This is a genomic window from Zestomonas insulae (genome assembly GCF_016901015.1).
Taxonomy (GTDB): domain Bacteria; phylum Pseudomonadota; class Gammaproteobacteria; order Pseudomonadales; family Pseudomonadaceae; genus Aquipseudomonas; species Aquipseudomonas insulae.
Genome location: NZ_JAFEUP010000006.1, coordinates 396,303 through 409,385, shown reverse-complemented (window position 1 = coordinate 409,385; position 13,083 = coordinate 396,303). Strand labels below are relative to the sequence as shown.

Sequence of the window (13,083 nt, the reverse complement as noted above, 5' to 3'; positions counted from 1 at the left end):
ACAGGCCAGGGATCACTCCCTGTATGAGTAAATGAGGTATGACCGCGCCTGTTGACAGCCACCCTCGTTGCCACGCACGGACACCGCCGGACGTGGTTTCGGTCACGCGGACCGAATCAGTCGACGCGGCGCAATGCGCCCGTCTTCGCTCACTTCACCGATGCCGATGAAGCGACCGTTGTGATCTTGCACCCGCACCATGCCGAACTTCGGCGCTTCCGGCGCGCGTACCGGCTGACCATGCAGCCAGTAGAAGGCGCTGTGCTCGGAGAACTGCAGCAGCGGCCAATGCTCCAGGCCACTGTCGGACGGCAGCAGGAAGCGATCCAGGGCCTCGTTGCCACCTTCGGCGTGCGCCTGCTCCAGCTCTTCCAGGCTGACGCTCTGCGCCAGGCTGAACGGTCCGGCCTGGGTACGCCGCAGTTCCGCCACGTGGGCACCGCAGCCCAGCAGTTGGCCGATGTCTTCGACCAGGGTACGAATATAGGTGCCTTTACTGCAGTCCACCGCCAATCGCGCCTGCGACTGCTCGACCGCCAGCAATTCCAGGCGCGCAATAGTAACAGAACGCGCCTCGCGCTCCACCACTTCGCCGGCCCGCGCCAGCTTGTACAGCGGCTGGCCATCGCGCTTGAGCGCCGAGTACATCGGCGGAATCTGGCTGATCGGGCCACGGAAGCGCGGCAGCACCGCTTCGATCTCCGCGCGACCAACGGTCACCTCGCGGCGCTCGAGCACTTCGCCTTCGGCGTCGGCGGTGGTGGTGGTCACGCCCAGTTGCATCAGCGTCTCGTAGCCCTTGTCGGCATCGAGCAGGTACTGGGAGAACTTGGTCGCCTCACCGAAACACAGCGGCAACACGCCGGTGGCCAGCGGGTCGAGACTGCCGGTATGCCCGGCCTTCTCGGCATTGAGCAACCAGCGGACCTTCTGCAGCGCGGCGTTGGAAGTCAGGCCGCGCGGCTTGTCGAGGATCAAGATACCGCTGACGTCGCGGCGAACACGTTTAACCTGAGCCACGATCTACTCCTCGTCGTCGCCCGCACGGTGCTGATTGTCCTCAGCCACCGCGCGCTCGATCAACGCCGACAGATGGGTGCCGCGCAGCACGCTTTCGTCGTAGTGGAAATGCAGTTGCGGCACGCTGCGTAGCTTCATCGCTCGCGCCAGCTGCATACGCAGGAAACCTGCCGCATCGTTGAGCACCTTGATGCTCTGCGTCACGGCCTCGTCGCCGTCGACGCTCATCACCGTGGTGAACACCTTGGCGTGGCCGAGATCGCGACTGACCTCGACCGCGGTGATGGTCACCATCCCCAGCCGGGGATCCTTGATTTCCCGGCGAATCAGGTCCGACAGCTCGCGCTGCATCTGATCGCCAATGCGCTGGGTACGGCTATAATCTTTGCCCATCGTTCACTTACCTATCACCCGCCGCCCAGGCAGACCTGCACGGCTTAAAAGCGGCAAACGCCCGGCCGGGCAGAGCCGGACCGGGCGTTGCGTTTGCGGCGCGCGGCTTAGAGGCTGCGAGCCACCTGGACTTTCTCGAACACTTCGATCTTGTCGCCGACTTTGACGTCGTTGTAGCTCTTCACGCCAATACCGCACTCCATGCCGGCACGCACCTCGGACATGTCGTCCTTGAAGCGGCGCAGGGACTCCAGTTCGCCTTCGAAGATCACCACGTCGTCGCGCAGTACACGGATCGGGCGGTTACGGTGCACGGTACCCTCGATCACCATACAACCGGCGATCGCGCCGAACTTCGGCGAGCGGAACACATCGCGCACTTCGGCAACGCCGAGGATGTTCTCGCGAACGTCGCTGCCGAGCATGCCGGTCAGGGCTTTCTTCACGTCTTCGATGATGTCGTAGATCACGTTGTAGTAACGCATATCCAGACCTTCGGCTTCGACGATCTTGCGCGCGCCGGCATCGGCACGCACGTTGAAGCCGAACAGCACCGCGTTGGAGGCCAGGGCCAGGTTGGCATCGGACTCGGTGATACCACCGACGCCGCCACCGACCACACGCACCTGAACTTCATCGTTGCCCAGCCCGCTGAGCGAGCCCTGCAGCGCTTCCAACGAACCACGGACGTCGGATTTGAGGACGATGTTGAGCGTCTTCTTCTCTTCCTGCCCCATGTTCTCGAAGATGTTTTCCAGCTTGCCGGCATGCGCGCGAGCCAGTTTGACCTCGCGGAACTTGCCTTGACGGAACAGCGCGACTTCGCGGGCCTTCTTCTCGTCGGCAACCACGGTCATGTCGTCGCCAGCATCCGGGGTACCATCCAGGCCGAGGATCTCGACCGGAATCGACGGACCGGCTTCCTTGATCGGCTTGCCGTTCTCGTCGAGCATGGCCCGCACGCGACCGTAGTTGACACCGACCAGGACCATGTCGCCCTGACGCAGAGTACCGTCCTGGACCAGCACGGTGGCCACCGGGCCACGGCCCTTGTCCAGGCGCGACTCGACCACCACACCACGACCCGGGGCAGACGGTGTGGCCTTGAGCTCGAGCACTTCAGCCTGCAGCAGCACGGCTTCGAGCAGCTCGTCGACGCCGGTACCGACTTTCGCCGACACCGGAACGAAAGGTGCATCGCCGCCCCACTCTTCCGGAATCACATCCAGCGCGGCCAGGCCGTTCTTGATGTTGTCCGGGTTGGCTTCCGGCTTGTCCATCTTGTTCACCGCAACCACGATCGGCACGCCAGCCGCTTTCGCGTGCTGTACAGCTTCCTGGGTCTGCGGCATCACACCGTCGTCGGCAGCAACAACGAGGATGACGATGTCGGTCGCCTGGGCACCGCGGGCACGCATCTGGGTGAACGCGGCGTGACCCGGGGTATCGAGGAAGGTGACCATGCCACGCTCGGTTTCCACGTGGTAGGCACCGATGTGCTGGGTGATACCGCCCGCCTCGCCCGCGGCGACCTTGGCGCGACGGATGTAGTCGAGCAGCGAGGTCTTGCCGTGGTCGACGTGACCCATCACGGTCACCACCGGTGCACGGGAGAACGCCTCACCTTCGAACTTCAGCGATTCGGCCAGCTGCTCTTCGAGCATGTTGTCGCTGACCAGCTTGACCTTGTGGCCATGCTCTTCGGCGATCAGCTGCGCGGTTTCCTGGTCGAGCACCTGGTTGATGGTCACCGGCGTGCCGAGCTTGAACATGAACTTGATGACTTCAGCCGCCTTCACCGACATCTGCTGAGCCAGCTCGCTGACGGTGATGGTCTCGCCCAGGGCAACTTCGCGCACCACCGGGCCGCTCGGGCTCTGGAAGCCATGCTGATTACGCTTCTTCAGCTTGCCCTTGCCACGACCGCCACGGCGGAAGCTGTCCGACTCTTCGTCGACGCTGCGCGGCGCGGCACGCGGTGCCGGAGCCTTTTCCTTGACGGTCGGGCGGTGCGCGGTGTTCTTGCGCTCGCCACGGCGATCGCTGTCATCGGCAACGCGAGCGCGCTCAGGACGACGCACTTCGTCTTTCTTGCGAGCATCGGCGTCGGACGGTGCCACCACGGGCTCGATAGCAGCCACTGGCGCCAGATCCGCAACCACCGCTTCGGCGGCATGCTCCTGCGCGACAGGCTCGGCAACCTTCTGCCGAGACTCCTCGTCGGCACGGCGCTTGGCTTCGTCTTCGGCCTTGAGGCGCGCAGCCTCTTCGGCGGCACGCTGCTCTTCCAGCTCGCGCGCCTTCTCCGCTTCGATCTCTTCAGCGCTGCGCTTGACGAAGGTTTTCTTCTTGCGCACTTCGACACTGATGGTCTTGCTACCGGCAACCCGCAGGGTGCTGGTGGTCTTGCGCTGCAAGGTAATCTTGCGCGGCTCTTCGACCTTATCGCCGTGACTGCGTTTGAGGTGGGCCAACAGGGCCTGTTTCTCGGTATCGGTCACAACTTGCTCGGCGCCGGTGTGCGGCAAACCCGCCTCGCGCATCTGCAGCAGCAGGCGTTCTACCGGTGTATCGACCACTTGGGCCAGTTCTTTCACCGTGACTTGCGTCATGCACTTCTCTCCTCAGACCGCCACTTACTCGAACCAATGGGCTCGGGCGGCCATGATCAACTTGCCGGCTCGCTCTGCGTCGATGCCATCGATATCCAGAAGATCATCGATCGACTGCTCGGCTAGGTCTTCGCGGTTCAGCACGCCACGCACAGCCAGTTCATGCGCAAGCGATTTATCCATGCCCTCGAGGGACAGCAGGTCTTCGGCCGGTTGGGCGTCAGCCAGTTTTTCCTCGGTGGCAATTGCTTTGGTGAGCAGGCGATCTTTTGCCCGCACACGCAGTTCGTTGACGATGTCTTCGTCGAAACCTTCGATGCTGAGCATCTCTTCCATCGGGACGTAGGCGATTTCTTCCAGGCTGGTGAAACCTTCCTCGACCAGCACTTGCGCCAGCTCCTCGTCAACACCGAGCTCGTCGACGAACGACTGCATGATGTCGCCGGTTTCGGCTTGCTGCTTGGCCTGAATATCGGCCTCGGTCATGACGTTCAGGGTCCAGCCGGTCAGCTGACTGGCCAGACGCACGTTCTGCCCGCCGCGACCAATGGCCTGCGCCAGGTTGTCTTCACCGACGGCGATGTCCATCGCGTGCGCATCTTCGTCGACGATGATCGCCGCGACTTCGGCCGGCGACATGGCGTTGATGACGAACTGCGCCGGGTTGTCGTCCCACAGCACGATATCGACACGCTCACCGCCCAGCTCGCCGGAGACGGCCTGCACACGGGAACCACGCATGCCGATGCAGGCACCCTGCGGGTCGATGCGCTTGTCTTTGGAGCGCACGGCGATCTTCGCCCGCGAGCCCGGATCGCGCGAGGCGGCCATCACTTCGATGAGCTCTTCGGCGATCTCCGGCACTTCGATACGGAACAGTTCGATCAGCATTTCCGGCGCGGTGCGCGACAGGATCAGCTGCGGACCGCGGTTCTCGGTGCGGATTTCCTTGAGCAGTGCACGCAGGCGCGCACCGACCCGGAAGGTCTCGCGCGGAATGATGTCTTCGCGCGCCAGCAGCGCCTCGGCGTTGTTGCCCAGGTCGACGATCACGTTGTCGCGGGTCACCTTTTTCACGGTGCCGGAAATGATGTCGCCCAGTCGCTCGCGATAGGCCTCGACCACTTGCGCCCGCTCGGCTTCGCGCACTTTCTGCACGATGACCTGCTTGGCGGTCTGCGCGGCAATCCGGCCGAACTCGATCGACTCGATCTTCTCTTCGACCACGTCGCCGACTTTCGCGCCCGGCTTCAATTCCTGGGCTTGCTCGACCGTCAGCTCAGCGGCCGGGCTTTCAATGTCGTCTTCCTCGGCGACGACCCACTGACGGAAGGTGTCGTAATTGCCGGTGTGGCGATTGATCTCCACCCGCAGTTCGACCTCGTCTTCAAAACGCTTCTTGGTCGCCGTCGCTAGCGCCAACTCCAGCGCTTCGAAAATTACGCCAGCCGGCACGCCCTTTTCGTTGGACACCGACTCAACAACTAGCAGTACTTCTTTGCTCATCGTACGCCTCGCCTTTCGCAATCCATTGGATCCGCGGGATCCGCGTCTCAGTCAAACCTGGGGACAATGTTGGCTTTTTCGATCGAGTCGACCGGCAACAGGTATTCATGGTCATCCACCAGCACCACGATGTCCTGCTCCTCGACTCCACGAAGAACGCCTTGGAAGTTGCGCCGACCGTCGAACGGCGTACGCAGCTTGATCTTCACCTGTTCGCCGGCATGTTTGGCGAACTGCTCGACGGTGAACAACGGCCGGTCCATACCGGGCGAAGAAACCTCGAGGGTGTATTCACTGGAGATTGGGTCCTCGACATCGAGAACACCACTCAATTGACGACTGACTTTTTCGCAGTCCTCAACCAAGATGCCGTTGGCATGATCGATATAGACGCGCAGCAACGAATGCCGCCCTTGGGAAAGGAACTCGATGCCCCAGCATTCATAGCCAAGCGCCTCGACCACCGGGGCCAACAAGCCCTGCAAATCTTCTAGCTTGCTCGCCACCTGAGCCTCACCTGGGTATTACACAAATAAAAAATGGGCGAAACGCCCATCCCTTCAGATCGCCTCGCTTCGGGCGACCGCAGACTGTCCAGCTAACAAAAAGCCCCTGAAAAGGGGCTTTGCGACACCTGGTTGCGAGGACTGGATAAACCAACGACCTCCGGGGCATGCACCCGAATTGCTACCAGACTGCTCCACCCCTTGCCAAAGCTGGGGGCGAAGTATACGTCCAGCTCACCCGAGGGTCAATCGAAGCCGCACAAACGAGAAGACCCGCAACAGCGGGTCTTCTTGTAATTGGTACCGAGGAGGGGACTCGAACCCCTACAGCCTAAGGCCACTACCACCTCAAGGTAGCGTGTCTACCAATTCCACCACCTCGGCAAAACTCTTACTTCCGCTCCGAACCAGCCGGAACATCACCCGCACCACCAGTCGCAGGCTTCTCATCCAACACCGGCAAATCACCAGCTGCCGGCTTTTCCTGCGGCACTTGCAGCACCGCGGGATCCGGCAAACCTACCTGAGCCAGAGCTTCAGCCTTTTCCTTAGCAAAGTAGCCTAAGCCCAAGCTAGTAATGAAAAAAGCGGCTGCAAGTATAGCAGTAACTCGACTCAAAAAGGTAGCAGAACCTTGGCTACCGAAAACAGTAGCGGAAGCACCTGCGCCGAACGAGGCACCCGCGTCCGCACCCTTGCCCTGCTGCAGCAAAACCAGCAACACGACGCACAGCGCCGCCAACAGATGCAATACAACTACGACTGTTTCCAGCATTTCTTAATTTCCCGCGGCGCGACAGATCGCACCGAACTCATCCGCATTGAGGGAAGCGCCACCAACTAGCCCCCCATCGATATCCGGCATGCGGAATAGCTCAGCCGCATTGGCCGCCTTCACGCTGCCGCCGTATAGAATTCTTACTCCGCGCGCCACATCAGCATTCTCAGCTGTCAACTGCGCCCGGATTGCCGCATGCACCTCTTGAGCTTGATCCGAAGACGCCGTCAAGCCCGTCCCGATAGCCCAAACCGGCTCGTAGGCGATCACAGCCTGCGCGAAGGCACCAACACCCAGCTCTTCGATCACACTACCGAGCTGCCGAGCAACCACCTCAAGCGTCTTACCCGCCTCACGCTGCTCTCGCGTCTCACCGACACAGAGCACCGGCAGCAGACCACACGATTGCGCCGCAGCGAACTTGCGACTGACCATCTCATCACTCTCACCCAGAATCAACCGACGCTCCGAGTGACCAACCAACACCATGCCGCAACCCGCATCAGCCAGCTGACTCGGGGCAATCTCGCCCGTCAGCGCGCCCTGGACCGGCTCAACAGCACAATTCTGTGCACCTACGGCAATCGACTTGCCTTCGAGCCCGACCATGACCTGAGTGACATACAAGCACGGTGGAAAAACTGCGACTTCGACACCACCGGGCAACGCCAGATGACGAAGGCCCTTGATCAGCTCTGCGACACTGGCGCGGGTACCGTGCATTTTCCAGTTACCTGCAACCAAGGGGCGGCGCATGCTTTACCTCGTCGATCAAAGTGGGCGCAGATGTTACCCAAGAGAATTCACAGTAGCAAGTCGAATCAGGCGCAAACTTCCGCAACAACTTTAGCCAATTCATCGGCATAGCCGCGCACCTGGACTTCGTCATCACCTTCGACCATAACTCGCACCAGCGGCTCGGTTCCGGATTTGCGTAGGAGCACACGACCACGGCCTTGCATGCTCTCGGTGACGCGCGCGCAGGCATCCTTCACCGCGGGATGGGAGACCGGATCCACCTCACCACCAAAGCGCACATTGACCAGCACCTGCGGGCACTTGCGCACGTCTTGCCGGACTTCGGCGAGCGTCTTGCCACGATGCTTGAGCGCCAACAGCACTTGCAACGCAGCGATAATCGCATCGCCAGTGGTGGTGTGCTGGAAGCACACCAGATGCCCCGAGTTCTCGGCACCTAGCTGCCAACCGCGCTCGAGCAGTTCAGCGATAACGTAGCGATCCCCAACATTGGCGCGCACAAACGGAATGCCCAATTTGCCCAGAGCCAACTCCAGACCAAGATTACTCATCAGAGTCCCGACCACGCCGCCCACCAGAGTGCCGCGCGCCTGCAGGTCGCTGGCAATGATATAGATCAGCTCATCGCCATCCACCACGGCACCAGTGTGATCGACCATCAGCACGCGATCCGCATCCCCGTCAAAGGCGATACCGAGATCAGCCCGCTGCGCCACCACTTCCGCCTGCAACGCGGCGATATGCGTCGAGCCGCATTGATCGTTGATGTTCAGACCGTTCGGCTGCGCCGCCAGCACGGTAACCTGCGCACCCAGCTCACGGAAAACACTCGGCGCGACTTTGTAAGCCGCACCATGCGCGCAATCGATCACCAGCTTGAGTCCGGCGAAACTGGTATTGGTCGGCACGCTGCTTTTGCAGAATTCGATGTAACGCCCGGCGGCATCGTTGATACGCGACACTTTACCGAGCTGCGCCGACTCGACTACCGTCATCGGCGCATCGAGCAGCTCCTCGATCATCAGCTCAACTTCGTCCGGCAGCTTGGTACCCTTGCCGGAGAAGAACTTGATCCCGTTGTCGTCATGCGGGTTATGCGAAGCGCTGATGACGATGCCCGCCTGCGCCTGGAAAGTACGCGTCAGATAGGCAATCGCCGGCGTCGGCATCGGCCCCAACAGCATGACATCGGCGCCGGCCGCGGAAAGCCCGGCCTCCAGCGCCGACTCGAACATGTAGCCGGAAATCCGCGTGTCCTTACCAATCAGCACGCGGCAAGCGCCTTGACGGCGGAACGCCATACCCGCGGCCCAACCCAACTTGAGCACAAACTCGGGCGTGATCGGATACTCGCCGACCCGCCCGCGAATGCCGTCGGTACCGAAGTATTTTCTGCTCATCTGGATGCTTTCCTTTCTTATTCGGCCGACTGCACAGCGGCGATCATGCGCACGACGTCGACCGTTTCGGCCACGTCATGCACCCGCAAGATATTGGCGCCCGTTGCTACGGCCAGCGCAGCAAGGGCCAAACTGCCATAAAGACGCTCATTGACCTCACGCCCCAGCGCCTGACCCACCATGCTCTTGCGCGACACGCCGACCAGCAGCGGACAGCCCAAATCCCGCAAGACATCGAGGCGTTTAAACAGACTGAGATTATGCGCCAAGGTCTTGGCAAAGCCGAAGCCCGGATCAAGCACGAGCCGCTCTCGCCCAATTCCGGCCGTGCGACAGGCCTCGATGCGCCGAGCGAGAAAGTCGTGCACCTCACCAAGCAAATCAGCGTACTGGGGGTCGACCTGCATGGTGGTCGGCTCGCCACGCATATGCATCAGGCAGACAGGCAGACCGGTGTCCGCCGCCGCATCCAGCGCACCCTCGCGCTGCAGCGAGCGCACATCGTTGATCAATCCCGCACCTAGGCGAGCCGCCTCGCGGATGACCGCCGGCGTCGAGGTATCCACCGAGATGACTACGTCCAGCTCGGCAGCAATGGCTTCGACCACTGGCGCCACGCGCTCGAGCTCCTCCAGCGGCGCGACCGCACGCGCCCCAGGACGCGTGGACTCACCACCGACATCGATCAGCGTTGCGCCGGCACGCACCATGGCTTCAGCATGCCGCAACGCCGCATCGCGGCGATTGAAGCGCCCGCCATCGGAGAAGGAGTCCGGGGTCACATTGAGAATCCCCATCACATGAGGATGGCTTAAATCGAGAAACCGGCTGCCACACGACAGCCGGTTGGGGTACTGCAGAACAGACATGAGTCGCCCTTAGTGCTCGGCGGCCGGGCCACCGATGGGCTTTTCAGGGAGTTCAGGCACATCTACATTGACCGGTGTGCCGGCATCGTCGCCACCTTGCCAGTCGCGCGGCTCGCGCGGCTGACGCCCGCTCATGATGTCGTCGATCTGCTCGGCATCGATAGTCTCGTACTTCATCAGCGCATCGGCCATGGCAGTCAGCTTGTCGCGGTTCTCTTCGAGCAGACGCTTGGCGGTGCCATAGCACTGATCGATGATGCTACGGACTTCCAGGTCGATCTGCTTGGCGGTTTCGCCTGAGACGTTCGAGTGCTGACTACCCATGCTGCGACCGAGGAACACTTCGCCCTCCTCCTCCGCATACATCAGCGGCCCGAGTTTCTCCGACAAGCCCCACTTGGTCACCATGTTCCGCGCGATCTGAGTGGCGCGCATGATGTCATTGGACGCACCGGTGGTGACGCCATCGAAGCCCAGAGTCATCTCCTCGGCGATACGCCCGCCGAACAGCGAGCAGATCTGACTGATCAGCGCGCGTTTGGACAGGCTGTAGCGATCTTCCTCGGGCAGGAACATGGTCACACCCAGGGCCCGACCACGCGGAATGATCGACACCTTGTAAACCGGGTCATGCTCCGGCACCAGGCGACCGACGATGGCGTGCCCCGCCTCGTGGAACGCAGTATTGAGCTTCTCCTTCTCGGACATGACCATGGATTTGCGCTCGGCGCCCATCATGATCTTGTCCTTGGCCAGCTCGAACTCCTTCATTTCCACGATGCGCTTGCCGGCGCGCGCAGCGAACAGCGACGCCTCGTTGACCAGGTTGGCCAGATCGGCGCCGGAGAAACCCGGCGTGCCACGGGCGATGACCGCCGGCTTGACGTCGTCGCTGATCGGCACCTTGCGCATGTGCACCTTGAGAATCTGTTCCCGACCACGAATATCCGGCAGGCCGACCACCACCTGGCGGTCGAAACGACCGGGGCGCAGCAGCGCCGGGTCGAGCACATCAGGACGGTTGGTTGCAGCAATGACGATGATGCCGTCATTCATCTCGAAACCGTCCATCTCCACCAGCAACTGGTTGAGGGTCTGCTCACGCTCGTCGTGACCGCCGCCCATACCGGCGCCACGATGGCGACCGACGGCGTCGATCTCGTCGATGAAGATGATGCACGGCGCGTGCTTCTTGGCCTGATCGAACATGTCGCGGACCCGGGAAGCCCCCACGCCGACGAACATTTCCACGAAATCCGAGCCGGAAATGGTGAAGAACGGCACTTTGGCTTCGCCGGCGATCGCCTTGGCGAGCAAGGTCTTACCGGTACCCGGCGGACCCACCATCAGCACACCGCGCGGGATGCGCCCACCGAGACGCTGGAACTTGCCCGGGTCACGCAGGAACTCGACCAGCTCACCGACCTCTTCCTTGGCCTCATCGCAACCAGCGACGTCAGCCAGGGTGGTCTTCACCTGGTCTTCGGAAAGCAGCCGAGCCTTGGACTTGCCGAAGCTCATCGGCCCGCCCTTGCCACCGGCACCACCCTGCATCTGGCGCATGAAGAACATGAACACGGCGATGATCACCAGGATCGGGAAGCTGGCGACCAGCAATTGCGTCCAGATACTCTGCTGCTCGGGCTTCTTGCCTTCGACCACCACGTTGTTGTTGATCAGGTCACCGATCAGGCCCGGATCTTCGATCATCGGTCGCACGGTAGTGAAGGTCTTGCCGTCGGTGCCGACGCCACTGATGGTGAAGCCTTCAATGGTCACACGCTGGACAGCACCGTCCTTGACCTGCTCGATGAACTGCGAGTAGTTCAGCGTCTGCGGCTCACTGGGGCTGGAGAAGTTGTTCATCACCGTCACCAGTACGGCGGCGATGATCAACCACAGGATGAGGTTCTTTGCCATGTCGTTCAATTAGCTACCCTCTGAAGCAAGCCGTCCTGGAACGCGCCTCGCATGATGGCTGGTGGATCACCCGCCTAACTTACTACACAACGCCCGCCCCAGGCAGACGCCGTCTGTAACCCTTTATGAGGCATAGCCCCTCGGCTTGGACCGCCAGGCGCCCCACTCCGTTTCACTCTAGACCGCCACGGCAGCCACGAACCAGCAGGCATGGCTCGCGGAAACGGTTATGTGCATGTCACCCATATGGGGGCCGTATTGGAAATCACAAGGCCGACCGACCGCTCGCCGACCAAGTCGAGAGGCCGCGCAAAAGTCGCGTCATCGGCAAGGTCACACTGCAATATGCCCAGATCGAAAACACAGGCGATTTCGAGACTATCGGACGCGATCAGGGAGCCGTTGTCACCGATCACTCGACTGGTGACCGGCATCCCACCGGCCAGCGAGGCGCCTCGCCAGCCAGCGTGAACCGAGCGCGGGATGGGCTTTGTCATTAATTGGGCGGCAGCCGGGCCACTCGGTTAAAATAGCGATCGATTTTTTACCAGACCAGACGCAGGGGTCGGATTATGCCGCTCACGCAAGAGCAGAAGAAACAATACAAATCTATCGGCCACCACCTGAAACCGGTATTGATCGTGGCTGAAAACGGATTGACCGAAGGCGTGCTGGCCGAGCTGGAGCGAGCTCTCAACGATCACGAGCTGATCAAGGTTCAGCTGCGCCTGCCGGAACGCGAGGATCGCCAAGGCGCCATCGCCGAGCTGTGCAGCGTCAGCCGAGCCGAGCTGGTGCAGACCATCGGCAAGATGGCCCTGCTCTACCGCAAGAACCCCAAGCCGAACCGCAACCTGTCGAACATCAGCCGCTTCAGCGGCCTGTGAGACCAAGCGGGGTGGCGGCGCGCTAGCGCGGGTCGCTACCCGGCACCGGCTGCAGCGCCAGCAGCACGCCACACAGCGCCAGCACCAGGTAATTGAAGAGCAGCCAGCGCAACGATTCAGGCGCGATCGCCCGCACGATGAAGTAGAGCGCCGCCATTACCAGCACGGTCAACAGCAGCTGTCCGCGCATGTCCCGCCACCACCGCGCCTGCCGCTCGGCCTGCCAGAGCACCAGCAACTGCAACAGCGCGCAGAACGCCGCGAAGCCAACCAGCAAGGGGCGCAGCACGTCACCGATCTCCTCGATCAGCAGCGGCGCCAAACCGATCTTGCCCAACGCGGGCAGCATGACGAAATGCAGCAGCCACAGACCGCCGACCCAGAAGGTCTGAGCCAGACGCCAACTGATGGCGCCGGCTCGCAGCGGCGTTTG

At 61.8% G+C, this 13,083-nt stretch carries 12 protein-coding genes and 1 tRNA gene; 1 reads left to right on the top strand and 12 read right to left on the bottom strand.

From position 1 onward, the window contains the following. Positions 1-102 precede the first annotated feature (102 nt). From truB to ftsH, 11 genes are all read right to left on the bottom strand, one after another. Entirely contained in the window at positions 103-1,020 is a 918-nt protein-coding gene (gene truB / locus JQX08_RS20325) for a tRNA pseudouridine(55) synthase TruB (RefSeq protein WP_205350243.1), read from the bottom strand. A gap of 3 nt (positions 1,021-1,023) precedes the next feature. Beyond that, on the bottom strand, positions 1,024-1,413 hold the full coding sequence (gene rbfA, locus JQX08_RS20320) for a 30S ribosome-binding factor RbfA (protein ID WP_205350242.1): 390 nt from the start codon (positions 1,411-1,413) through the stop codon (positions 1,024-1,026). Between the two features lie 107 nt (positions 1,414-1,520). Next, a complete protein-coding gene (gene infB / locus JQX08_RS20315; protein WP_205350241.1) occupies positions 1,521-4,025 on the bottom strand; it encodes a translation initiation factor IF-2 in 2,505 nt (834 codons plus the stop codon). 24 nt (positions 4,026-4,049) lie between these two features. Beyond that, positions 4,050-5,531: a transcription termination factor NusA gene (nusA, locus tag JQX08_RS20310; RefSeq protein ID WP_205350240.1), complete on the bottom strand. Its 1,482-nt coding sequence runs from the start codon at positions 5,529-5,531 to the stop codon at positions 4,050-4,052. 47 nt (positions 5,532-5,578) lie between these two features. Next, a complete protein-coding gene (gene rimP, locus JQX08_RS20305) occupies positions 5,579-6,037 on the bottom strand; it encodes a ribosome maturation factor RimP (protein ID WP_205350239.1) in 459 nt (152 codons plus the stop codon). 298 nt (positions 6,038-6,335) lie between these two features. After that, a tRNA-Leu gene (locus JQX08_RS20300) sits at positions 6,336-6,421 on the bottom strand. Between the two features lie 7 nt (positions 6,422-6,428). Continuing rightward, on the bottom strand, positions 6,429-6,812 hold the full coding sequence (secG, locus tag JQX08_RS20295) for a preprotein translocase subunit SecG (protein WP_205350238.1): 384 nt from the start codon (positions 6,810-6,812) through the stop codon (positions 6,429-6,431). A gap of 3 nt (positions 6,813-6,815) precedes the next feature. Next, positions 6,816-7,571 (bottom strand): triose-phosphate isomerase, encoded by a 756-nt coding sequence (tpiA, locus tag JQX08_RS20290; protein WP_205350237.1) that lies wholly within the window; start codon positions 7,569-7,571, stop codon positions 6,816-6,818. A gap of 65 nt (positions 7,572-7,636) precedes the next feature. Continuing rightward, positions 7,637-8,974 (bottom strand): phosphoglucosamine mutase, encoded by a 1,338-nt coding sequence (glmM, locus tag JQX08_RS20285; protein ID WP_205350236.1) that lies wholly within the window; start codon positions 8,972-8,974, stop codon positions 7,637-7,639. A gap of 17 nt (positions 8,975-8,991) precedes the next feature. Further along, positions 8,992-9,843, bottom strand: a complete 852-nt coding sequence (folP, locus tag JQX08_RS20280; RefSeq protein ID WP_205350235.1) for a dihydropteroate synthase — start codon at positions 9,841-9,843, stop codon at positions 8,992-8,994. 9 nt (positions 9,844-9,852) lie between these two features. Next, entirely contained in the window at positions 9,853-11,772 is a 1,920-nt protein-coding gene (gene ftsH / locus JQX08_RS20275; protein WP_430472553.1) for an ATP-dependent zinc metalloprotease FtsH, read from the bottom strand. 563 nt (positions 11,773-12,335) lie between these two features. On the opposite strand from ftsH, the gene yhbY reads away from it, so the two are divergent. After that, positions 12,336-12,650, top strand: a complete 315-nt coding sequence (gene yhbY / locus JQX08_RS20270) for a ribosome assembly RNA-binding protein YhbY (RefSeq protein ID WP_205350233.1) — start codon at positions 12,336-12,338, stop codon at positions 12,648-12,650. 22 nt (positions 12,651-12,672) lie between these two features. On the opposite strand, the gene JQX08_RS20265 is transcribed toward yhbY, so the two are convergent. Continuing rightward, a complete protein-coding gene (locus JQX08_RS20265) occupies positions 12,673-13,074 on the bottom strand; it encodes a DUF4149 domain-containing protein (protein ID WP_205350329.1) in 402 nt (133 codons plus the stop codon). Between the last annotated feature and the right edge of the window lie 9 nt (positions 13,075-13,083).